The organism is Sphingomonas xinjiangensis, from assembly GCF_014199255.1.
In the GTDB taxonomy this organism is placed as follows: Bacteria; Pseudomonadota; Alphaproteobacteria; order Sphingomonadales; family Sphingomonadaceae; genus Sphingomonas; species Sphingomonas xinjiangensis.
Genome location: NZ_JACIJF010000001.1, coordinates 308,022 through 330,817, shown reverse-complemented (window position 1 = coordinate 330,817; position 22,796 = coordinate 308,022). Strand labels below are relative to the sequence as shown.

Genomic DNA, 22,796 nt, shown 5'->3' with positions numbered 1-22,796 from the left:
AAGAGCGCGGTTCACGATCAACCGCCCTTTTGACAGGCTCGGGGCGAACGGAAGCGTTCCCATGACCGACAAGCTCCTCGCCGATCAAACCGCATTGGTGACCGGCGCCAGCCGCGGCATCGGCGCCGCCACTGCGCTCGCTCTGGGTGCGGCGGGTGCCCATGTCATCCTAACCGCCCGCACCGCCGGTGGGCTCGAGGAAGTCGAGGAAGCGATCTTCGCCGCTGGCGGTTCCGCCACCATCGCGCCGATGGACCTGGCCGAGAATGAAAGCGTATCGCGCCTCGCGGTCGCCATCGCCGAACGCTGGCCCGCGCTCGACATGCTGGTCCTCAACGCCGCGTCGCTCGGCACGCTCAGCGCGGTACCCGCCTTCGACTTCAAAGAATTTGCGAAGGTCCTGACGCTCAACGTCACGGCCCAGGCCGCGATGCTGGCGGCGTTCGATCCGCTGCTCAAGAAAGCACCGAACGCTCGCGTGATCGGCGTCACCTCCAGCGTTGGCCGAACTCCGCGCGCTTATTGGGGGATGTACGGCGCGTCCAAGGCCGCGTTCGAAAACCTGCTGCTCAGCTATGGTGAGGAAGTCCGCCACATCACCAACATACGCACTGCGATCGTCGATCCCGGCGCCACCCGCACCAAGATGCGCGCCCGCGCCTTCCCAGGCGAAGATCCCCAGACGGTGAAGGCCCCTGAAGCCGTCGCCGACCGTATCGCCGCGCTGCTCACCGCCGGCTTCGACCACGGCCATTTCGAACGCGTGGGCTAACCACCTCCAGTCCCCCGCCGCGAAGGCCCGGGCCAGCTGCAACGCGGCAGCAGCAAATATCCTGATCCATCCACAAATCAGCGCATCTCGCGCCCAGCCTCCGCCGCGCAACCAGCAGATCAGTCCTCCCCTGGAAGGGGAGGTGGCAGCCCGAACGGCTGACGGAGGCTCGAGGCGCATGCTTCGGCCGACCCAGTGACCCCTCCGACGCTACGCGCGCCACCTCCCCTGGGTAGGGGGTTACCCGTCGGGTCCAGTGCAACCTGCACCACGCGGTCCGCCAGCGTTTCGCGCCAGCTGCACAGCTGGGAAACTGGGCTCCGCCTCGACCGGGGAACTGGATGCGCAAGCCTTGGCGCCCGCTCCCATATCACCCCAGCCCAGCGCCCACGCCCAGCGCCACGATCGAAGCAACATGCCGCTCCGCCACCTCCATGGCATCCACCCCATACCCGCCGCCCAGCGCACTCGCGAACGGGACGCCCCGCAGCCGCAACGTGGCCCCGATCCACCGGTCGCGCACCGCCAGCCCCTCGCGGCTCAGCCCCAGCCGTCCCAGCCGATCCTCCGCCCAGGGATCCACCCCCGCCTGGTACAGCACCATGTCCGGCGCGAATTCATCAAGCAGCGGCAGCAACGTCTCTTCAAGCGCCGCCATATACCCCGCATCCGCCACCCCGTCGGGCAGCCCCACGTCCAGCGTCGACCGCGCCTTGCGCACCGGAAAGTTCTTCTCGGCATGGATCGAATAGGTGGCGATACCGACATGCCCGGCAGTCAGCGCCGCGGTTCCATCGCCCTGGTGCACGTCGCAATCGACGATCAACACCCGCTGCGCATCCCCCTCCTCCACCAGCCGCACCGCCGCGAGCGCCAGGTCGTTGAACACGCAAAAGCCCGCACCCGTGTCGCTCAGCGCATGGTGGCTTCCGCCCGCGGTGTTCGCTGCGAAGCCGTGCCGCTGCGCCAGCTTGGCCGCCAGCCAGGTGCCTCCCGGCACCATCTGCGCACGCAGCGCCACCTGCGGGGTCACCGGGAAGCCGATCCGCCGCTCCTTCTCGCGCGGCACCCGCGCCTCCAAGACCTCGGCGACATAATCCGGATCATGCACGCTTTCCAGCCACTTGCGCGGCATTGCTTCGGGTTCGTGCCAAAACACCCGCTCGCCCTCCGCTACCAGCAGGTCGCGCACCAACCCGTTCTTGTTCCATTGATACTGGCTGCGGGCGGGTGCCGGCGCAACATAAGCGGGATGGTGCACGATCGGGATCATCGCAGGCAGATGTGGCATCGCCCGCCCGGCTGCACTAGGTGAAGGATCATGACCGACATTGCTTCCCTGCCCTACCGCCCCTGCGCCGGCGTCATGCTGATGAACCGCGATGGCCTCGTCTTTGTCGGCCAGCGGCTCGATTCGACGCTGGAAGCCTGGCAGATGCCGCAGGGCGGCATTGATCCGGGTGAGGATGCGCTGGAGGCTGCGTATCGCGAGCTGTGGGAAGAAACCGGCGTTGTCCGCGAGCATGTCGCGCTGGTGGCCTCGGCGCCTGAGGAACTGTGGTACGACCTTCCCGAGGACCTGATCGGCAAGGTCTGGAAGGGCAAGTGGCGCGGCCAGCGCCAGCGCTGGTTCCTGTTCCGCTTCCTGGGCGAGGATGCCGATATCAACATCGCCACGGCGGAGCCCGAATTCCGCGCCTGGCGCTGGGCGCAACCCGCCGATCTTCCCGAGCTGATCGTTCCCTTCAAGCGCGAGCTTTACGCAAAGCTGCTGGAGGTGTTCGCGAACGAAATCGCCTCGGCTCGTCGGGCCTGACACTCTTTTCATCTCTGAGCGCCCTTTTCGCGCCGCATTGCCCGGCTTAAGGCGAACCGTGATGCGTGCCCTGCTCTTTGCCTTGCCGCTACTCCTCGCCAACACGGACGATCCGACGATCCCGCCGACGATTAGGGCGATGCTGGACTCCGCCATGGCGTCGGGAAACGAAGGCGATGTCAGCGTCATCGTAAAATATGCCAAGGAAGCCTCGCCCGAGAGCGCCGATCTGGTGACGCGCATCGCGGCGGCATGGCGCGACGACCGCCAGCAGAACGCGACCCGCAGGATCCAGCAGTCCGACTTTCTCGACCTCCTCAAGGGGCATGCCGAACTCGGCGGTTATGTCTCGACGGGCAATACCGAGAATGTGGGCCTTACCGCGGCGGCGGAGCTCACGCGCGAGGGGCTCGAATGGCGCCACAAGATACGGCTGCGCGCCGATTACCAGAAGAGCCTGGGCGTCACCAACCAGGAACGCTACCTCGCGGCCTACGAGCCCAACTGGAAGTTCGACGACCGCGCCTATCTCTATGGGGCGGCGCAGTATGAAAGCGATCGGTTCTCGGGTTTCTACGACCGCATCTCGATATCCTCGGGTGCCGGCTACAGCGCGATCCGCTCGGCCGCGGTCAAGCTCGATCTGGAACTCGGGCCGGCGTTTCGCCGCACCGAGTTCATCGACACCAGCATCGAAAGCAACGTCGCGGCGCGCGGATCGTTGGATTTCGGCTGGAAGCTTTCGCCCAGCGTCTCCATCACGCAGAACGCGTCGGCTTATCTGCAGGCCGCAAACAGCACGGTTACGAGCAAATCTGCGCTGCTTACGCGGCTGATCGGGCCGCTGTCGGCGCAGTTCAGCTACACCGTGCAGTTCGAAAGCATGCCGCCCGTGGGCCGCAAGACGACGGACACGACCAGCCGCGCATCGCTGGTGCTGGACTTCTAACCCATTGTCGTAGCGCGATATTTGGAGGGGTGTTCAACACAACCCGTCCGCGTTACGCTCCCTCCATGATCCCACTGGCCATAGACGATTTCCGCGTCGACCAGATGCTAGCCAACACCGAAAGATGGGTCGCAATCAACAGCGGAACCCGCAATCTTCTGGGCTTGCGAAACATGGCCGATGACCTCGCAAATTGCTTCGCGATCCTGCCCGGCACGCTCTCGCTGATCGATCCCGAACCGGTAGAAACAGTAACGAACTCAGGCTGTATCGAAGCGTTGGATCATGGGCAGCACCTACACCTCCGCGTCCGCCCCGACGCGCCTGTCCAGATGCTCTTCACCGGACACATGGACACCGTATACGGCACAGATCACCCTTTCCAATCGGCGCGCTGGATGGAGAACGGCACGTTCAACGGCCCCGGCGCCGCAGACATGAAAGGGGGGCTTGCCGTCATGCTCGCCGCTCTCGAGGCGGTCGAAGCCAGTCACCTTGCATCACGCATCGGCTATGAAGTGGTGATCAACTCGGACGAGGAAACCGGCTCCCTATCCTCTAATGGACTGATCGCAAGCGCCGCCCGCGGCAAACACGCCGCCTTCACGTACGAGCCGGCACTGCCAGACGGCACGCTGGCCGGTGCGCGCGGCGGCACGGGAAACTTTTCGCTGGTGGTGCGCGGACGCAGTGCGCATGCCGGCCGCAATCCTGAGCAAGGCCGCAATGCCTTGGTCGCAGCCGCCGACCTTGCGGTCAGGCTCGCAGCCGCGGCGACACCTACGCTTTCGGTAAACCCGGCAAAGATCGAGGGCGGCGGGCCGAACAATGTCGTTCCCGATCTTGCGATACTCCGCGTCAACTTTCGCCCCAGAAGCGGAGATGTCATCGAAGTTGCCCGAGCCGCGATCGAGCGCATCGCGAGAGAGGTGGAGCAATCACACGAGGTCCGCGTGACCCCGCACGGGAGCTTCAACCGTCCGCCCAAGCCGATCGACCCAGGTGCTGCACGCCTGTTCAACCTGGTGCGTGAGACCGGTAGCATGCTCGGCTTGGACGTCGGCTGGAAAGCCACGGGTGGGGTATGCGACGGCAACAACATAGCGGCCTGTGGAGTTCCGGTCGTCGACACCATGGGCGTCCGCGGCGGAGCTATTCACTCCGTGGAGGAGTTCTTAATCCCGGGCTCCTTATCAGAACGCGCTGCTCTGTCGGCGCTCAGCATCCTCCGCATCGCAGAACAGGGTGTTCTATGAGCTTCCGCATCCGAGCTGCACGCGACGAGGACCTACAGCACCTATACGAGATGGCGAAGCTCACCGGTGGAGGCTTCACCAATCTTCCGCCCGAACGGCCATCGCTTCAGGCCAAACTGGTCCGCAGCCACGCGGCCTTCGCGCGCCAGGAAGAAGGGCTGTTCGACGACCTGTTCGTTCTGGTTTTGGAAAATGCCGATACCGGCGACATCCGCGGCACCTGCCAGATATTCACTCATGTCGGCCAGACATGGCCATTTTACAGCTACCGCATTGGTACGGTGACCAAGCACAGCCAGGCGCTTAACCGCACCTTCCGCGCCCAGATACTTAACCTGGTGAACGACCTCGAAGGATGCAGCGAGGTCGGTGGCCTTTTCCTGCACCCGAATGAACGGGCTGGGGGTCTTGGGATGCTCTTGGCGCGCAGCCGCTATCTGTTTATCGCGCGGCACCGTGCGCGCTTCGCCGACCGGATCCTGGCTGAACTCCGTGGGGTCATCGACGAAGCGGGAGCATCACCATTTTGGGACGGAGTCGCTGGCCGGTTCTTTGGAATGAACTTCCAGGAAGCCGATGTTTTCAACGCAACGCATGGCAACCAATTCATCGCCGATCTGATGCCCAAGCACCCAATTTACACCGCCATGCTAAACGAGCATGCCAGGGCCGTCATGGGGATCCCCCATCCAACGGGCCGAGCGGCCATGCGTATGCTTGAGAATGAAGGATTCGTTTTCGAACATTATATCGACATCTTCGACGGCGGGCCGACCATGATGGCGCGGACCGATCAAGTGAAGACCATCCGCGGTGCGATCACCAGCACCGTTATCGGCATCGGCGAGGCTGATGGAGCAGCGCTGATCTCGACCGGACATCTGGCGGAGTTTCGGGTGGCGCACGGCTATGCCCGTGATACGGGTGAAGGCGTGATCGTCGACGCCGTCACAGCCCGCTTGCTCAACCTTCAGGCTGGCGACGAGATCGTCCACGTGACTCGTTGATGCTGACCGAAATCAACTTTGACGGGATCATCGGCCCGAGCCACAACTATGCAGGCTTGAGTCCGGGAAACCTCGCCGCCACCCGCAATCGTGGGCTCGTCTCCTCGCCACGTGCCGCAGCCTTGCAAGGCTTGGCCAAGATGAAGGAAAATCTTCGGCTGGGGCTTACCCAAGGCATCTTGCTGCCCCACAGACGGCCTGATCATGCGTGGCTGAAAAGCCTCAGCACGCAGTACGAAGAGGCTTCCCCGCTTCTACAGGCACAAGGGCTCTCGGCCTCCGCTATGTGGGCGGCAAATGCCGCGACGGTGTCCCCCGCGCCTGATACTCGCGACGGCCGCTGTCACCTGACTGTGGCAAATTTGGGCACTCTGCCGCATCGCAGTCACGAGTGGCCGGAAACCCTGGCGCAACTTCGACTCGCATTTGCCGCCGACGCGTTCCGAGTTCACCAGCCGATCCCCTTGCCGTTCGGCGACGAGGGTGCCGCGAACCATATGCGGCTAGCGCGAAGCCATGACGCGCCTGGCCTTGAGATTTTCGTCTATGGCTTACCTGGTGGCGCCTTTCCGGCCCGTCAGCACCGTGAAGCAAGCGCAGCAATCGCTCGCGGGCACCGCCTGGATCCCGCACGCACCTTTTTCGCGCAGCAGTCTCCCGAAGCCATCGAAGCGGGCGCGTTCCACAACGATGTCGTCGCGGTGGCGAATGGGCGTGTGCTGTTTGCGCACGAGCGGGCTTTTCATGATGCCGACCAGCTTTATCGCAGCCTGCGGTCCGCGATGCCGGAAATCGAGATCGTTGAAGTCCCCGCCTCCGAAGTAAGTCTCGGGGACGCCATCCATTCGTACCTCTTCAATGCACAGCTCGTAACGCTCCCTACCGGGGAGAGCACGCTGATCGTGCCGGAAGAAGCTCGCCGAACACCGAGTGTCTGGCAGTGGCTGCAGCAACATGTCGCCGGCAACGGCCCGATCCGACGGGTGGAGGTAGTAGATGTACGCGAATCGATGGCAAATGGCGGCGGGCCCGCGTGTCTGCGCCTTCGCGTCGTCGCCGATCCTGCCACGGTAGACCGCCGCTTCCTCGTAGATGAGGCCAAACTCGATCTGCTAGGCGAAACAATCGAACGTTATTGGCCGGAGGCCATTCACATCACAGACCTGGGGAATGCCGGGTTGATCAATGACATCGAACATGCGCGCCATCGGCTGCTGACTGCCCTCAAAACTGTCGAGTTAATTGACAGCTAGCCATCTGCCTCCCTTGCAAACGCCCATTTTGCGTGGTTGGTCCGAACCTTGCTAAAAATGATGCCATGCTCGCTCGCATTCGTAGTCTCTTCATCATCAAGACCAAGTTTGAGGCATTTCTGATCATCTACGGCCTTGCTACAGGTGCCGTGGAACGCGGCATGCACTATCTGCAACAATATCCAGGGCTCAGCGGACAGGCTCTGTTTACCCTCTGCCCGGTTGCAGTATTCATGGCGGGAGCGAAAATTCTGGACAGCCTCTACGACCCCGAATGAGGCTGGCTGCCGCTCTTCATTCTCATCAGGAGAATGGCGCGCCCGGAACGATTCGAACGTCCGACCCTCAGATTCGTAGTCTGATGCTCTATCCAGCTGAGCTACGGGCGCTTGGAAGAGGCGTCCTTAGAAGCGGAATCGGCGACGCGCAAGCCCGTTGCGCATGATTTCCTTCGATCATAAAGCGAGGCATGCGTTGTCTTCTCCCCATCCTGGCAATCGGCCTCAGCGGCTGCGCCAAGAACGCCGACGACTTTCCGTCACTTCTTCCGCGCGCCGTGGAGGGGCAGAGCCTGGCCGAACCTGAGCGACCGGTGGAGATCGCCATTGCCGATTCCAGTCTCGACAAGAAGATCGTTGCCATCACCAACAGCCTCAATGATGTGGAGAGGCGTTTCACCGCGGCTGCCCGCGACGCGGAGGCGAAGGTCGCCGTTGCACGCGGCGTGCCGATCGGATCCGAACGCTGGCTGGACGCGCAGGTGGCGCTCAGCGCATTGGACGCCGTGCGAGCTCCGGTCGCAACTGCGCGGGCCGATCTCGAACAGCTGATCATCGAGCGTGGTGCCGAAGGCAAGCCGCCCTACCCGGCGCTGCAATCGGCCACGAGCCACGCCGACGCAGTGTCGGCTGCGCAGAGCCGCCGGATAGCGGCGTTCGAGGCAGCGCTAGGCGGCGCCTAGTCGCTCGACGGCGACCGGTTCCATATGCGCAATACCGGCATGATCGACGCGTAATCGTCGGTCCAGCCTTGAAAGCCCGGTTGCGCGAGCAGTGGCTGCCATCCGCTACTTCTACGCGTAAGTTGCTGTAACTTGCCTGGATCATGCGACAAGGCGATCCAATCGGACGTGCTTGCCTCGTCCTTCTTCTCCAGCGCACTTGGCTGATAGATCAGGCGCGCCGCATGCCAGCCCTGACGCTGCGCCGTGGCGGCGACAACCGGCGAAAGCGCCAGGAACCGGTTGGAGATATGAACAAGCAGCAATCCGTTCGGGGCGAGCACCCGGCCATAGCTGGCGAATGCTTCGGCAGTCATCAAATGAGTCGGCACAGCGTCTGAGGAAAACGCATCCAGAGCCAACATGTCGAGGCTTGCGTCCGCCGTGTGATCCAACCGAAGACGCGCGTCACCAAGCAGGATTGTTGGATCGGGCAAGCAGCGTTTGAGAAACGTGAACCTCGCCTGCGCAAGCCGGACCACTGCGGGGTCGATCTCGAAAAAGCGCCAGGACTGCCCCGGCTTGGCGTAGCAGGCCAATGTCCCCGTACCCAGGCCGACGGCCCCGACTCTGGCGTTTGGACCATAAAGCAACGGCAACGCTTGCATAGCGCGCCCTACGCCCGATCCACGAACATAGTAGGTCGTTGGCATGCGCTCTCGCGCGCCGAGTAACTGCACACCGTGAAGGGTCGTGCCATGCGCAAGGCGTCGCTCGCCTGCTTCGTCGGAAACCGTGTAGACGCCGAAGTAGCTGCGTGTTCGTGCGTCACTGAACGACATCTCGAGTGCTCGATAGCCGCCGAAGATGAACAATGCCCCTGCCAGCGTGACCATGAAGGCTGGTCGAGCGCCAACCGTCGCCAGTCCGACAGCAACCACGGCAATGAAGGCGATTTGCTCGTGGAAGTTGCCCAGCACGTCTGCGGGATTGAAAATACCAAGAAAGACGAGCGCTGCCACGATGGTAGCCACAATCATGGTGCGACGTAGGCGACGCTGTGGGTCCGGGTGCCAAATCCGGGCAATGCGCGATGAAAGGAAGGCCTGCGGAACCAGCAATCCCGCCGCTAGGATCAACAGCGGGTATTCGTAGGTCCAATCGAACACGAGCGGCGCGACGAGAGCGGAGAATACCCCGCCCAACGCTCCACCCACGGCCATCGCCAGATAGAAGCCGGTCAATTGGTCGGCTGCGGGACGAAGTGCATACATGCGTCCGTGCAGCGCCACCGATGTCACGAAGAGCAGCACCAGCCCTATGAACGCGTTCATATAGGCAAGTTGCTCATGACCGGCGATTAACGTCGCCCCAAACAGCAGCAACATGACGGGCACGAACTGCGCCAGCATATGCGGCAGCGCTGCTCCTTCCCGAAACGCCAGTGAGAAGCTGAGAAGATAGAGTCCAAGTGGCAGCACCCACAGCATGGGCACTGCCACAATATCCGTGGTCAGAAAGGTGCTGGTCGCCAGCATCAACCCGGAAGGAACGAATGCGAGTGCGATCCACAGCGCGATGCGCCTGATGCCAATTGGACGCGTCTCAGACGAAACTGCCGTTACCGCTTGACTCGTGCGGGGAAGCACCAGCGCGCAACCGACGATCAGAGCCGCCGCCAAGCCATACCCGATGGTCCAGAGCCAGCTCTGACTTTTCAGGGCGAACTGTGGCTCAACAAAAAGGGGATAAGCGAGCAAACCACCGAAGCTGCCGACGTTGGACGCTGCATACAGCGCATAGGGATCGCGCCCTCCGCTTGCGCTGGCGTACCAGCGCTGAAGCAACGGCGCTTGTGCCGAAACTGCAAAGAACAGCGGCCCTATCGATGCACACAAAAGCCATGGCACCCAGAGCGCAGGCTCGATGCCCTGGGGCAGGTCGCTTCGGATCAAGCCGATGGGAAGAAGCAGCGCCGCCGCTGCCAGGAGAGCCAGATGTATACCCGCTTGGACCCGGGGGCGAAAGTGTCTAAGCCAATGCGCATAAGCGTAGCCGCCAAGCAGCAGCGCCTGATAAATGAGCATAGCCGAGTTCCAGACCGCGGGCGCACCTCCGATCCGTGGCAACGCCATCCGCGCTACCATCGGCTGGATCAGGAATAGCAGAAACGAACCCGTTAGAATGGCCGCGAGGAAGAGCCCGCGCACATAGGGCTTAGCAAGTGCTTGCCGCGCCGGCTCCGCGTCGAAATGCATCAGTGCGCGGTTTCCGGACGGCTCACTGCAAAAGTGACAGTCGCACGCATCGGATCTTCGGCGCCGTACAAAGGATGATCGAAGTCGCCGTCCGGCAAACGACTCATGCCTAGCCGCAACATCACATCCTGGCTTTTTAGATGGCTGGCGGCGGTGATCGCCACAACTCGCGACGCCACGGTATGCTCCCAAGCCCATCCAAGGCTAACGCGTGCGGCTTCGGTGGCGAGCCCGCGCCCCCAAAATGGCTGAGCCAGAAGCCAGCCAATTTCCAGTTCACCCTCTATAGGGGTGTTTGGCGCACCTGGCTTCAGACCACACAGGCCTGCCACCTGGCCAGCCTCCTCTACGGTCCAGAACCCGATCCCATGTCTAGCGCGATAGCCGATATGACGCTCTATGCTCGCGTTCGCCGTGTCCTCCGTGGGGTTGCGAACCAGATCGCGCATGACCAGTGGATCGCTGAGCATCGCAACCAGCGGCCCGCGGTCACGCGCCTCAATCGGTCGCAATACCAGCCGCTGAGTGCGAATCATGCCCCCATCAACCGGGCGGCGTGCGGCGCGTGATACGTCAGAACGCCCGAACACCCTGCTCGTTTGAAGGCCATCAACGTTTCCACGACCAAGCCGTCGCGATCGCCGGCACCCGCTGCCGCGGCGGCTTCGATCATCGCATATTCCCCCGAAACCTGATACGCGAATACCGGTACCTCAAACGCGGTCTTTACCCGCAAAATGATGTCCAGATAGGGCAACCCCGGCTTGACCATCACGCTATCGGCGCCCTCGCTCAGATCAAGCGATACTTCGCGCAAGGCCTCCTCAGCGTTGGCTGGGTCCATCTGATACGTCTTTTTGTCGCCTTTCAGCAGCCCGCTTGAGCCGACCGCATCGCGAAACGGACCATAGAAGCCGCTGGCATATTTCGCCGCATAGGCCATGATCTGTACATTGCTGTGACCATTGGTCTCGAGCGCGCTGCGGATCAGACCGATGCGGCCGTCCATCATATCGGAGGGAGCAACAATGTCCGATCCTGCGTCGGCCTGAACCAGCGCCTGGTCCGCGAGCACAGCAGCCGTATCGTCGTTGCGGACGTATCCACCTGCATCGACGATCCCGTCATGGCCGTGACTGGTGTAGGGATCGAGCGCGACATCGGTCAGCACTCCTACCTCAGGTACGGCATTCTTGATTTCGCGGATCGCGCGGCACATCAGATTGTCTGGGTTCAGCGCCTCGCGCCCGTCCTCGCTACGCAGTGCCGGCGGGGTGTTCGGAAACAGCGCCACACACGGAATGCCGAGCGCGCGTGCCTGACGGGCTTGCTCGACGATCCCCTTCAAGCACCACCGCGACACGCCCGGCAGCGCAGCGATCGGCTCTTCACCCTCGCCCTCGGTCACGAACATGGGCCAGATCAGGTCGGCTGGCGTGAGCACATTCTCGGCATACATCCGCCGGCTCCAGGCAGCGACACGGGTGCGGCGAAGGCGAAGCGCGGGATACTGACTCATGCGGCGGTTGATGCTCCCTCAGCCAGTAGGTTGCAAGCGCCCGGCCGGCTCCGTCGAGGCGAGTGCATGCTCATGTCCCTCGCGCTGGCGAAGGATCGCGCCTTTTCGCCACTTGCCGGAGCGATAATAGCTCGCTGCCAGAACAAGCGCTGCCAGCGAGCCGATCGGGAAGCTCCACCATAATGCATCGCTTCCAAGCGTCGGCTGAGCGCCAATCGCAAAACCGATGCGCACCGGGTACATGGCGACGATGAGCGCGAGCAGCGGCATCCAAACCGCCCCATTGGCACGCACCGTCGAGAACAGAACCATGGTCATTCCGAACAGCACGAAGTTCCAGCTGGCGATAAGCTGAATGTGGCGCGCGATCGGCAGCGCGGGGCTGCCCTCCCCGACGAACAGCGTCATCACCGGCCGATCGAACAGCAGCACCGCCGCGACCATCGCGCCAGTGATCAGGCAGTTGTAGATCAATCCGGCGCGGGTGATTCCACCTACCCGGTCCCACGCGCCGGCGCCTATATTCTGCGCCGCCATGGCACTGACGGCTGCGCCGATCGCCATCGCTGGCATTTGGATATAGGTCCACAGCTGCTGCGACACGGCGTAGGCTGCGACGGTCTCCACCCCCAGCCGATTGACCAAGCCGACCATGGTGAGCCCAGCCAATGACATAACGAGCATCTGCGCACCCATGGGCAGGCCCTTGCCGACGATTACCCGCATCAGCGATGCGCTGGGAAGTAGATAACGGACTTCGCTGCCGCGCAGCCGAATGGGGAGGTTTCGAAGGTAAATCATCGCCACCAGGCCGAGCACCGCTACATGATTTGCGATCAGCGTCGCGGCGGCGGATCCGGCGATACCCATCCGCAGCGCGGGTCCAAGCCCAAGGATCAGGATGGGGTTAAGCCCCGCGTCGAGCACCACGCTCAGCACCATGAACCACAAAGGCGTCATCGCATCACCGGCACCGCGCAGGCCCATCATCAGGAGCACCAGCAGCATCGCAGCGGGCAGTCCTAGGAAGATCACCTGCAAATAGCTTTGCGCTAGCGGCATTGCGTCGCCCGGCGTTGCTAGCAGACGGAGGATCGCCGGTGAGAGAAGATAGCCGAGCACCGCAACCACAACCGCGCCACCGAGCACCAGGCCGACCGCTGCACCGAATGCCTGACGGGCAGCGTCGACATCGTGGCGCCCCATCGCTTGGCCGATCAACACCGTGGCAGCCATACCGAAACCGAAGACCGCGCCGAACAACAGGAACATGATGATGTTGGCGTTGGAGGTCGCGGCCAATGCACTCTCGCCCAGAAAGCGACCCACCCAGATGGTGTTGATCGATCCGTTGAGCGACTGAAGCACATTGGAGCCCAGGGTCGGCAAGGCAAAGAGCAGCAGCGTGCGGCCGATCGGCCCCTCCGTCAGATCGCGCCGTGCCGGTTGTGCCATACGTAGTTCCGCTTCTGGATCATCCCGCCGCTGACAAGCGTTGCACTCCCGATACGTTCCCCGTGGGAGGACAGATGACGAAAAGTTCGGCCAAGGCGGTGATGGTGGTGAACACCAGATCGCGTAGCGGGCAGCGATGGTTCGATCGCGCTTGTGCCCGGTTTGACGAACTCGACTATCTGGTCGACGCCTACGCGGTCGATGATCCGAGGAAACTGGACCAAGTTGTTACGGAAGCGTTGCGATCAGATCCGGAGGTCCTGATCCTGGGCGGCGGCGACGGGACGATCAGTTGCATGGTGGACCTGATCGTCGGCAAAGGCGTGAAGCTGGGCGTGCTGCCACTGGGCACTGCCAACAGCTTCTCGCGCTCACTGGGCATCCCGCTCGACGTAAACGGCGCCGTCGATGTGATCGTCAACGGCGCGCCACGACGCATCGATTTGGGGATGATCGGCGACGACTATTTCGCCAATGCCGCAGCCATCGGGCTTTCGCCGAAGATCGCCGAGACGGTGCCCCACCTGCTCAAGCGCTGGTTCGGCCGCGCGGGCTATCTAAGCTGGGCAACGCTTCAGTTTGTCCGGTTCAAGCCTTTTACGCTGATCGTTGGATCGGGAGCCGATGCTCAGCGGCTGAAGGTGGTGGAAGTGCGCATCTCCAACGGGCCGTTCCATGGAGGAACCGAGCTGGTGGAAAGCGCGCAGCTGGATAGCGGCCAAATTGTAGTACAGGCAGTTAAAGGGCCGCTGAAGCGACGACTGGTTCACAATTGGGCGGCCTCTGCGCTGCGCCTGAAGACGCGACACGAGGATGTGGTGGAATTCAGCGGCACTTCGCTGGAGATCGCCACCGAGCCGCCCCTGCCCATCTCGATCGATGGCGAAGTGCTTGCCCATACCCCGACCACCGCCAGGATCGCTCCCGGGGTGATCGAAGTCATGGCGCCCCGGCCTTAGCCCAAGCGAGCGAGCGCAGCTGAAAGCCGTTCGGCTTCCGCTGCCTTTTCGGCATGGTCCGCGCGGGCCTTGTCCACCGCTTCGGGCTTTGCACGCTCGACGAAGCTAGGGTTGCCGAGCCGCCCCGCTAGAGCGTCGCGCTCCTTCTCCGCGGCGGTGATCGCCTTAGCGAGGCGGGCCTTCTCGGCGTCGAGATCGACCACGTCGCCGAGCGGTATGACGAAGGTCGCCTCGTCGACGATGATCTGGAGTGCGCCGCCCGCAGGTACTTCGCCGCTCGCCTGATCGACGCGGGCGAGACGGGCAAGTGCAGCGTCCTGCCGCTGAAGCCGATCGGCGGTTTCGCCGCTGGCGTCACGGACATGGATCGGCAGCCGTGCGCCAGGGGGCACGTTGAGCTCGGTGCGCGCGGCGCGAACTTCGCTCACCAGGCGGATCAGCCAGTCGACTTCCGCAGCCGCCTCTGGATCGAGCGCGCGGGCGTCTGCCATCGGCCAGCTCGCGACGATCAGTTCATGGCTGCGCGGCCCCATCTTGGACCACAGCTCTTCGGTGATGAAGGGCATAAACGGGTGGAGCATGACGAGGATCTGATCGAGCACCCAGCCGGCAACGGCGCGGGTCTCATCTGCACCGGCGACACCCTCGCCCTGCAGCACCGGCTTGATCAGTTCGAGATACCAGTCGCAGAACCGGCTCCAAGTGAACTGATACACCGTGTTCGCGGCTTCATCGAAGCGCAGATCGACAAGCGCAAGGTCGAGCGATTGCACTGCCGCAACAGTTTCCGCGATGATCCAGCGATTTACCGCGAGTTCCGCAGATGGTGGCTCAAGCGTGGTGCTCGCGCCGATGCCGTTGGACTGGCAGAAGCGCGCGGCATTCCAAAGCTTGGTCGCGAAGTTGCGATAGCCCTCGATCCGCTTCTCATCCATTTTGATATCGCGACCCTGGCTCTCCATTGCCGCCATGAAGAAGCGCAGCGCATCGGCGCCGTATTTGTCGATCAACCCGAGCGGATTAACGACATTGCCCTTGGACTTGGACATCTTCTGCCCGTCGGATGCGCGGACAAGACCGTGCAGATACAAGGTCTTGAACGGCACTTCATCCATGAAGTGCAAACCCTGCATCATCATGCGCGCGTTCCAGAAGAACAGGATGTCGAAGCCTGAGATCAGTACGTCGTTAGGATAACGGCCCGCGGCCTTCACATCGGCGTCGGGCCAGCCCATCGTGGCGAAGGGCCACAGTGCCGAGGAGAACCAAGTGTCGAGAACGTCCGGATCGCGCGTCAGGGCGACGTCTTCACCCGCCGCAGCCTGTGCCTCGGCCTCGGTTTCGGCGACATAGATGCTGCCGTCCTCGGCGAACCAAGCCGGGATCTGGTGCCCCCACCAAAGCTGGCGCGAAACGCACCAGGGCTGGATGTTCTCCATCCAATTGAAATAGGTCTTTTCCCAGCTTTTCGGCACGATCTTGGTCGCGCCCGAGCGGACCGCCTCGATCGCCGGCTTGGCGAGGGTGGCGGCGTCGACATACCATTGGTCGGTCAGCCAGGGCTCGATCACGTCGCCCGAGCGGTCGCCGAACGGGGTGGCGATGGTGCGCGGCTCGGCGTCATGCTCGGCGCCTTCCTTGTCGAGGTGCGGGATCAGGACCCCGTCGTCCTTCAGCCGCTGAACAATCACTTTGCGCGCCTCGAACCGGTCGAGGCCGAGCAGGTCGTCGGGGATCAGGCCGTCGGCGGTCTGAATGATGCGGGCCTTGGCGTCCAGCATGTTGAGCATGTCGCGCGCCTCGATGCCAGCACGGCGGCCAACCTCGAAGTCGTTGAAGTCGTGTCCGGGGGTGATCTTGACCGCGCCCGAGCCAAGTTCGGGATCGGCATGATCGTCGGTGATGATGGGGACGAGACGGCCGGTGATCGGCAGGCGGACCTTCTTGCCCACCAGTGCGGTGTAGCGTTCGTCGCCGGCGTTCACCGCGACGGCCATGTCGGCGAGCATCGTCTCGGGCCGCGTGGTAGCCACTTCAATGAAGCCGCTTGCGTCCTCCAGCGGATAGCGCAGGCGCCAGAAGCTGCCCTTGACGTCCTTGGTCTCGACTTCGAGGTCGCTGATCGCGGTGCCGAGTTTGGCGTCCCAGTTCACCAGCCGCTTGTCGCGGTAGATCAGCCCCTGCTTGTGGAGCTCGACGAACACCTTGAGTACGGCTTTCGAGAAGCCCTCGTCCATGGTGAAGCGCTCATTGGTCCAGTCCATCGAGCAGCCGAGGCGGCGGAGCTGCTGGGTGATCTCCCCGCCGCTTTCTTCCTTCCACTCCCAAACCTTCGCGATGAATTCCTCGCGGGTGAAATCGGTGCGCTTCTGCTGCTTGGCGTTGAGCTGGCGCTCAACGACCATCTGGGTGGCGATGCCGGCATGATCGGTGCCGACCACCCAGCGCGCGTCCTTGCCTTTCAGGCGGGCGTGCCGGACGAGAATGTCCTGAAGAGTGTTGTCAAGCGCATGGCCGATATGGAGGCTGCCGGTGACGTTGGGCGGCGGGTTGACCAGTGTCCACGGATCGGCACCCGGGCGCTCGGGAGCGAACAGGCCCTTGTCTTCCCAATGGCCGTACCAGCGGGACTCGATTTCGGCGGGGTCGAAGGTTTTGGGAAGCTCGGTCATAGGAGTGGGCTTTAGCGGGGTGTGCAGCGCGTGCACAAGCCGTACGCCCATCGCTGCTGGCAAGGAGGGGCTGGCCGCCCAAGAACCACGAAGCGTTCAAGCGGGCAGCGAGGCACCGAGCCTCGCTAAACCCACCCCTAGCCGCTCCCTTTTAGGGAGGGGAATGCCGTCACTTGGCCGTGTACTTCCCCAACCAGCCAAGCACTTCGCCATACCATTGCAGGGAGTTCTTGGGCTTGAGTACCCAATGGTTCTCGTCGGGGAACACCAGCAGGCGGCTGTCGACGCCCTGGCGTTGCAGCGCGGTGAACGCGGCGAGACCCTGCGTATAGGGGATGCGGAAGTCCTTCTCGCTGGTGATCACCAGCTGGGGCGTCTTCCACTTGGCCACGTGGTGGACCGGGTTCCACTTCTCGAACGCGTGCGGGTCCTCATAATAGGTCTTGCCGCCATGCTCCCACTCGTCGAACCAAAGCTCTTCGGTCTCGTAGGCCATGGCGCGGGCGTCGAACACGCCGTCATGCTGAACGATGCACTTGAAGCGATCGGGCCACTGCCCTTCGATCCAGTTCATCATATAACCGCCATAGGAGGCGCCGAGCGCGCAGGCGTTGCCGCCGTCCAGGTACGAGAACTTTGCCGTCGCCGCGGCGAGGCCCTTTTGCAGGTCCTCGAGCGGCCAGCCACCCCAATTGTTGCGGATCGCGTCGGTGAAAGCCTGGCCATAGCCAGTGGAGCCGTGGAAATCGACCGAGACCACAGCGTAACCGGCGCCGGCGAACACAGCCGGGTTCCAGCGATAGGACCAGCTGTTGTTGCTCGATCCTTGAGGCCCGCCATGGACGATGAAGGCGACCGGGGCCTTGGTGCCGGCGGCGAGGCTCGCCGGACGCACCGAATACCCCCACACGGTGTCGCCATTGGCGCCGGCGAAGCTGAACCGGTCGACCTTGGGCATATCGATGCCCGCGAGCTTGGCGGCATTAACTGAGGTGAGGCGCGTGACCTTCCTGCCGGTGAGGGCGTAGAAGTCGTCAGGCGCGGTCAGGCTGTTCATCGCGAACACCGCGCCGGTGGGAGTCGGCAGCACGGCGCCGACGACACCCTGCTGCGTCAGCCGCGCGACCTTGCCGCTCTTCACATCGACTGTGAAGAGCGGCTCTTCCTGCGTGTCCTGCGCAGTGACGTAGAGGCGCTTGCCGTCGGGCGCCCAGGCGATCGAGGCGACCGAACGATCCCAGCCTTCCGTTAGCGCGCGGACTTCGCCAGTGGCGAGATTGCGCAGCTTGAGGACCTGGCGATCGGCTTCGTAGCCGGGGCGCGCCATTGAGACATAAGCGAGCCACTTGCCGTCGGGCGAGACGGTGGGCAGCGTGTCGGTACCGTCATTGTCGGCGGTGAGGTTGACCGGCGCGGCAGAGCCATCGGCGGGCGCGGCGAAGATGTCGAGATTGGTGGAGGTCGCTTCGATCCGGCCTGCTTCGCGCAACGCGAAGTAAACGGTCTTGCCATCGGCGCTCCAGGCGAGTTCCTCGCCGCCACCGAACGGTTTGGACGGCGTGTCGCCGATCAGCTGGCCGACGATGGGGGCGCCGCTGCCGGTCGCACCGGCCGGGGAGAGCGGAAGGACAAATAGCTGCGAGCGCTCGCCGTTTGACCATGTGTTCCAGTGGCGTACGAACAGCTGGTCATACTTCCGTCCCGAGCCGGCGTGCGCGTCCTTTTTGACCATCGCAGGCTCGAGGCTGGGCGCGCCCGGCTTGCGGTCGGCCCAGACCAGCAACTTGGTACCGTCGGGTGACGCCTTGAAGCCGCTGAAGCCGCCAGGGATGTGAGTCAGCTGGGTGGGAGCGCCGCCGGCTATGGGAACGCTCCAGACGGCATCCTCGCCGCCCTTATCCGACTGGAAGTACACGGTACCGCCATCGCGCGAGAATTGCGGCGCCGTCTCATTCACCTCGGCCTCGGCGATCAGCCGCTCGGGCACAGCGCCCTTCCGGCGAAGGTCGAGCCGCCAGAGATCCAGCCGCCCGCGATTGGCGGCGAGATCGGTTTCGCGCTGCTGCCAGACGAGCCAGCGGCCATCGGGTGATACGGCAGGCGCGCCGACGCGCGAGAGCGTTGCGACATCTTCCGTGGTGAGGTCCCGCGCCCAGGCCGGCGCGGCAGCGGAAGCGAGCGAAGCGCCCGCGAGCAGGATGTGCTTCATGCGCGAGATAGAGCAGGAACGCAGCGGCGCCGCAATCCTTCCCTGCCCGACGCGCAGTCCTTAGTTGCGGCCAGTGATCCGCGAGATTTCGCGTGCAACCATCGTTTCGACGATGTGCGGAAGATTTTCGTCCAACCAGTCGCGGAGCATAGGCTTCAGCATATCGCGCACCATGCCCTCAAGCGTGTCCGACCCGGGGATCTCAGGCTTGACCACGATCCGCGACAAAGCCTCGAGCGGGCCGCGAGTCGCTTCAGCGGCGCGCTCGGAGAGGATCGCCTCTGCGGCCGTGCTCTCGGGCACAGATGCATGAGGCTTCGCCTCGGTCACCGGCTGGCTGAGTTCGAGAATCTCATCCTCATCCCCGCCCTCCGGGATGAGTGGCTCGCGGCGCGCAGCCGACCGACCGCGCCGGCTGCGCGTCGTCACCGCAGCCTCGCCCTCCTCAGCTATGATGCGTTTGATGGAGGAGAGGATCTCTTCCATCGACGGCTCGGTACTCAAATCCCCCATCGCCCGCACCCTGTCGCGTGGTTAACCACTTCGCTCAATCCGGGTTTGTCCGGTTCGTGTCAACTGGTCGCTGCAGAACCGGATCCAATCGGCCCGGGGCGACCGTCGCGCCCTGCACCGGCGTTCCGGCCGTTGAAGTGCCCACCGCCTGCGGCGCGCGATCGTCTGCCCAATCGTTCCAGCGGCCTTTCACGCGGTTATAATTAACTTCGGGATCATAGAGCGGGCCATCGCCCAGGTTGAGGTCCGAGGCTTCGGCGCGACCCATTGCGGCGAGCAGCGAGAAGCCGGCGATATAGGCGTCGCGCTCGGCAGTGACATACTGCACCTGCGAGTTCAGCAACTCCTGTTCGGCGTTGAGGATGTCGAGGATGGTGCGGGTGCCGACGCTGTTCTCCGCCCGCACGCCTTCAAGGCTGAGCCGATTGGCCTCCACGGCAACGCGCGACGATTCGATGACCTGCAACGCGCCTTGATAAGAGGCATAGGCCGAGCGCGCCTGCGCGATCACGCCGCGTTCGGCGAGCGTCACCGACTCGATGGCCGAGGCTTCGCGTGCCTGGGCCTGCCGCACTTGCGCCGCGGGGCGACCGCCCTGGAAGAGCGGCAACGTCACCTGCGCGCCCAGCGAAGTCGAGAAGCCGCTGCCGGATACTTCCTGCGCCGCGATTCCGGGGACGGAGCCCAAATTGTTGTAATAATTCCCGCCGACGCCGAGGCTCAGCTGCGGTAAGCGGCCGGCGCGGGAGACGCGGACATCGAAGCGGGTGGCGTCGCGCTGCAGCTGCGCGGCTTCCAGGAACGGATTGTTCGCCAGCGCGGTCTGTTCGGCGAGCTGTGCGTCGTCGGGAAGGTTAGGCAATGGCGGGGGCGGCGCGAGCACGCCGGGCGGGGTGCCGACCACGCGGATATAGGTTTCGCGGCTGCCGATCAGCTGCGCTTCGGCACTGCGAAGCTGGCTCTGCGCCAGCGCCAGCCGCGCCTCGGACTGGGCAACGTCGGTGCGGGTGAGGTCGCCGACTTCGAAGCGGTCGCGGGTTGCCTGAAGGTTCACCTGCAGCACGCGGACATTTTGCTGGTTCAGGCGGACGATCGCCTCGTTTCGGATCACGTCGACATAAGCAGTAACGACGGACGTGAAGGTATCGGCCTCCACTCCGCGCAGATTGGCCCTGCCTGCATTGACGCGCGTTTCGGCAGCGCGGACCGAATTGCGGACTGATCCGCCGCTATATACCGGCTGCGACACGTTCAGACCAAGCCGGCCTTGCCGTGTCGGTGCGAAGGCATTGTTGTCAGAGTCGTAGACGCTGGTGTTGAGCGACCCGTTGCTGCTGACGCCGACGCGCCCCTGGGAGCGGGCGATCGGCACGTTTTCGTCATTGGCGCGCTGATTGGCGCGCTCGCCCTGAAGGTCCGGATTGGTGTTGTACGCCTGAACCAGCGCGTCCCGCAGGGTCGTGGTCGGTGCCGCCGTGGTCGCCGGGGTCTGGGTTGCCGCCTGCGGTGCGGTCTGGACCGTCACGTCGGCCGCGGTACCTTGGCGCGTGGTGGTGGCCTGCGCCAAGGCAGGCTCCACAAGCGCCGTCAGGCTCACGCCCAGCAGCAGGATTTTCAAGCGCATCTCCCCCTCTTTCCTTGATCAGAAAGTAAATTTTCGGTGGCGCCGGAAACCCGGCAACTCCGCGCATTCGATGTCCATGAAGTCGAGAAGAGCGAAGCCGCCCTCTGTGCGGGAGCCGGCGGCCAGCCGCGTCACGCCATTTTCGACCACGCCCGAAAGAACGCGTCCTTCCAGGCCGACCTGTGCCACCAGCGCTTCGGGCAGTTCCTCCACTGCGCCATCGACGATCATCAGGTCATAGGGCGCGCCGGCTGCCCAGCCGGCGTTCAGCGAACCTTCGACAATTTCGACCTTCGGCTCACCGGCAAGCGCCTGTCGAGCGAGTGCCGCGAGCGCCGGCTCTTCCTCCACCGCCACCACCGACTTAGCGAGCAGCGCCAGAATGGCTGCGGCATATCCGCCCGCCGCGCCGATCAGCAGCACACGATCCGTCGATCCGATCCGCGCCTGAGTAAGCAGGCGGCCTGTAGCGAGGGGAGAGTTGTGGCGCCGGCCACCTGGCAGCGGCAACAGCGTGTCGCGATAGGCCAGGCCACGATGCTCCGCAGGCAGATATTCTTCCCGGGCGACCTTCGCCATTGCGTCCACCACACGGGGATCGTTGACCGCGTTAGGACGCAGCTGACTTGCCACCATGGCATGGCGCATCGCCTCGAAACGGTTCGTCTCGACGGGGGCGGAATCGACCGAAAAAGTCATCATCACTCCGGCAATCTGGCACAGCTGTTTTAGCTGTGCAACACACTTGTTGAAATCGTCTCGCTTCTATCGTGGCCATCGTAGATCGCCAAGCGAACGTCATGCGATTCTGAAACTATGTTGACATGGAGCCACTGCCCTGCGCATTGCCGCCGCCTCACCTGTGGATGGCCCGATGGCGGAATGGTGACGCAGCGGACTGCAAATCCGTATATGCCGGTTCGATTCCGGCTCGGGCCTCCAACTCCTTCCAAAACGCCTAGAAACGAAAAAGGCGCCCGCTTTCGCGGACGCCCTTTCAGCACCGATTCGGACGCGATCAGCGGCGGCAATTGCCCCCGTCGACCTCACGGCCGAGCAGCGCGCCTGCGCCGGCACCGATGATCGTGCCGGTGGTGCTGCGGCCTCGATAAGAGTTGCCCCGGCCAATCTCGCCGCCCAGCAGCCCGCCAGCGACTGCGCCCAGGATCGTCCCGGTGGTCCCGCTGCTGCACCGCCGATAGCCGCGGTCGCCGCGATATCCCCGATAGTTGCGATAGCCACGGTCTTCACGATGCCCGCGGTCACCACGATAGCCGCGATACCCGTCGCGGTAGCCGCGATCCTGATAACCATAACCGTCATAGCGCTGTGCGGCGGCCGGAGTGGCAGCCATGCCGCCCATGGTCACGGTTGCGGCAAGCACGGCGGAAAGCAGGGTCTTCTTCATGGCAGTCCTCCTGTCCAGCGGCTTCGATGCCGCCTTTCAACGAATGACCTTTTGCCCGATTCGTTGTGCAGCGAGCCTGAATGGACCTGTTAGCTGTCGTTCAGGTCCCTGCTCGCTCGCCTGCCCTTTGCTCACGTCCCAACGATGTGCGATGACAGCGACTTGAACCCTGACGCCCTGAGCCAC

Annotated in this window: 20 protein-coding genes and 2 tRNA genes; 10 read left to right on the top strand and 12 right to left on the bottom strand. The window is 63.6% G+C overall.

Annotated elements, in window-relative coordinates; translation table 11 throughout:
* The first annotated feature begins 61 nt into the window (after nucleotides 1-61).
* Entirely contained in the window at nucleotides 62-772 is a 711-nt protein-coding gene (locus FHT02_RS01725; protein WP_184083585.1) for an SDR family NAD(P)-dependent oxidoreductase, read from the top strand.
* A gap of 370 nt (nucleotides 773-1,142) precedes the next feature.
* Here FHT02_RS01725 and FHT02_RS01720 read toward each other — a convergent pair whose 3' ends face one another.
* On the bottom strand, nucleotides 1,143-2,045 hold the full coding sequence (locus tag FHT02_RS01720; RefSeq protein WP_184084223.1) for a histone deacetylase family protein: 903 nt from the start codon (nucleotides 2,043-2,045) through the stop codon (nucleotides 1,143-1,145).
* A 48-nt stretch (nucleotides 2,046-2,093) separates the two neighbouring features.
* Here FHT02_RS01720 and FHT02_RS01715 point away from each other — a divergent pair, with 48 nt between their 5' ends.
* The 6 genes from FHT02_RS01715 to FHT02_RS01690 all read left to right on the top strand — a co-directional run bounded on the left by FHT02_RS01715 (nucleotide 2,094) and on the right by FHT02_RS01690 (nucleotide 7,331).
* Nucleotides 2,094-2,588 (top strand): RNA pyrophosphohydrolase, encoded by a 495-nt coding sequence (locus tag FHT02_RS01715; RefSeq protein WP_184083583.1) that lies wholly within the window; start codon nucleotides 2,094-2,096, stop codon nucleotides 2,586-2,588.
* A 61-nt stretch (nucleotides 2,589-2,649) separates the two neighbouring features.
* Nucleotides 2,650-3,537, top strand: a complete 888-nt coding sequence (locus tag FHT02_RS01710; RefSeq protein WP_184083581.1) for a DUF481 domain-containing protein — start codon at nucleotides 2,650-2,652, stop codon at nucleotides 3,535-3,537.
* A gap of 65 nt (nucleotides 3,538-3,602) precedes the next feature.
* Nucleotides 3,603-4,793, top strand: coding sequence for a hydrolase (locus tag FHT02_RS01705; RefSeq protein WP_246352129.1), 1,191 nt, complete (start codon nucleotides 3,603-3,605; stop codon nucleotides 4,791-4,793).
* Nucleotides 4,790-5,800 (top strand): arginine N-succinyltransferase, encoded by a 1,011-nt coding sequence (locus FHT02_RS01700; protein WP_184083579.1) that lies wholly within the window; start codon nucleotides 4,790-4,792, stop codon nucleotides 5,798-5,800. The genes FHT02_RS01705 and FHT02_RS01700 overlap by 4 nt, the downstream gene beginning before the upstream one ends.
* A complete protein-coding gene (locus tag FHT02_RS01695) occupies nucleotides 5,800-7,053 on the top strand; it encodes an N-succinylarginine dihydrolase (protein ID WP_184083577.1) in 1,254 nt (417 codons plus the stop codon). Before FHT02_RS01700 ends, FHT02_RS01695 begins: the two co-directional genes overlap by 1 nt.
* 65 nt (nucleotides 7,054-7,118) lie before the next feature.
* Nucleotides 7,119-7,331, top strand: a complete 213-nt coding sequence (locus FHT02_RS01690; protein ID WP_184084220.1) for a hypothetical protein — start codon at nucleotides 7,119-7,121, stop codon at nucleotides 7,329-7,331.
* A 34-nt stretch (nucleotides 7,332-7,365) separates the two neighbouring features.
* Here FHT02_RS01690 and FHT02_RS01685 read toward each other — a convergent pair.
* A tRNA-Arg gene (locus FHT02_RS01685) sits at nucleotides 7,366-7,442 on the bottom strand.
* A gap of 80 nt (nucleotides 7,443-7,522) precedes the next feature.
* Between FHT02_RS01685 and FHT02_RS01680 the strand changes: the two genes are divergently transcribed.
* Nucleotides 7,523-8,014 carry a hypothetical protein gene (locus FHT02_RS01680; protein WP_184083575.1) on the top strand — a complete coding sequence of 164 codons (492 nt, stop codon included), beginning with the start codon at nucleotides 7,523-7,525 and terminating at the stop codon, nucleotides 8,012-8,014.
* On the opposite strand, the gene FHT02_RS01675 is transcribed toward FHT02_RS01680, so the two are convergent.
* The 4 genes from FHT02_RS01675 to FHT02_RS01660 are packed head-to-tail and all read right to left on the bottom strand — an operon-like array spanning nucleotide 8,011 to nucleotide 13,225.
* On the bottom strand, nucleotides 8,011-10,251 hold the full coding sequence (locus tag FHT02_RS01675; protein ID WP_184083573.1) for a fused MFS/spermidine synthase: 2,241 nt from the start codon (nucleotides 10,249-10,251) through the stop codon (nucleotides 8,011-8,013). The genes FHT02_RS01680 and FHT02_RS01675 overlap by 4 nt on opposite strands.
* Complete coding sequence (locus FHT02_RS01670; RefSeq protein ID WP_184083571.1) at nucleotides 10,251-10,787, bottom strand: GNAT family N-acetyltransferase; 537 nt, start codon at nucleotides 10,785-10,787, stop codon at nucleotides 10,251-10,253. The genes FHT02_RS01675 and FHT02_RS01670 overlap by 1 nt, the downstream gene beginning before the upstream one ends.
* Entirely contained in the window at nucleotides 10,784-11,770 is a 987-nt protein-coding gene (gene hemB, locus FHT02_RS01665) for a porphobilinogen synthase (protein WP_184083569.1), read from the bottom strand. The genes FHT02_RS01670 and hemB overlap by 4 nt, the downstream gene beginning before the upstream one ends.
* A gap of 18 nt (nucleotides 11,771-11,788) precedes the next feature.
* Nucleotides 11,789-13,225, bottom strand: a complete 1,437-nt coding sequence (locus tag FHT02_RS01660; RefSeq protein ID WP_184083567.1) for an MATE family efflux transporter — start codon at nucleotides 13,223-13,225, stop codon at nucleotides 11,789-11,791.
* 74 nt (nucleotides 13,226-13,299) lie between these two features.
* Here FHT02_RS01660 and FHT02_RS01655 point away from each other — a divergent pair, with 74 nt between their 5' ends.
* A complete protein-coding gene (locus FHT02_RS01655; RefSeq protein WP_184083565.1) occupies nucleotides 13,300-14,184 on the top strand; it encodes a diacylglycerol/lipid kinase family protein in 885 nt (294 codons plus the stop codon).
* Here the strand turns inward: FHT02_RS01655 and FHT02_RS01650 are convergent.
* The 5 genes from FHT02_RS01650 to FHT02_RS01630 all read right to left on the bottom strand — a co-directional run bounded on the left by FHT02_RS01650 (nucleotide 14,181) and on the right by FHT02_RS01630 (nucleotide 21,904).
* Nucleotides 14,181-16,856, bottom strand: coding sequence for a valine--tRNA ligase (locus tag FHT02_RS01650; RefSeq protein ID WP_184083563.1), 2,676 nt, complete (start codon nucleotides 16,854-16,856; stop codon nucleotides 14,181-14,183). The two genes, FHT02_RS01655 and FHT02_RS01650, sit on opposite strands and share 4 nt — an antisense overlap.
* 169 nt (nucleotides 16,857-17,025) lie before the next feature.
* The gene (locus FHT02_RS01645) at nucleotides 17,026-19,065 is read right to left on the bottom strand and encodes an alpha/beta hydrolase family protein (RefSeq protein ID WP_184083561.1); all 2,040 of its coding nucleotides are present in this window, start codon (nucleotides 19,063-19,065) and stop codon (nucleotides 17,026-17,028) included.
* A 60-nt stretch (nucleotides 19,066-19,125) separates the two neighbouring features.
* Entirely contained in the window at nucleotides 19,126-19,578 is a 453-nt protein-coding gene (locus FHT02_RS01640) for a DUF2497 domain-containing protein (RefSeq protein ID WP_184083559.1), read from the bottom strand.
* 34 nt (nucleotides 19,579-19,612) lie between these two features.
* Nucleotides 19,613-21,202, bottom strand: a complete 1,590-nt coding sequence (locus tag FHT02_RS01635) for a TolC family outer membrane protein (protein WP_184083557.1) — start codon at nucleotides 21,200-21,202, stop codon at nucleotides 19,613-19,615.
* 18 nt (nucleotides 21,203-21,220) lie between these two features.
* Nucleotides 21,221-21,904: a protein-L-isoaspartate O-methyltransferase family protein gene (locus FHT02_RS01630; RefSeq protein WP_184083555.1), complete on the bottom strand. Its 684-nt coding sequence runs from the start codon at nucleotides 21,902-21,904 to the stop codon at nucleotides 21,221-21,223.
* A gap of 166 nt (nucleotides 21,905-22,070) precedes the next feature.
* Between FHT02_RS01630 and FHT02_RS01625 the strand changes: the two genes are divergently transcribed.
* Nucleotides 22,071-22,144 (top strand) — tRNA-Cys (locus FHT02_RS01625).
* Nucleotides 22,145-22,220: 76 nt separating this feature from the next.
* On the opposite strand, the gene FHT02_RS01620 is transcribed toward FHT02_RS01625, so the two are convergent.
* On the bottom strand, nucleotides 22,221-22,610 hold the full coding sequence (locus FHT02_RS01620) for a glycine zipper 2TM domain-containing protein (protein WP_184083553.1): 390 nt from the start codon (nucleotides 22,608-22,610) through the stop codon (nucleotides 22,221-22,223).
* Nucleotides 22,611-22,796 lie beyond the last annotated feature (186 nt).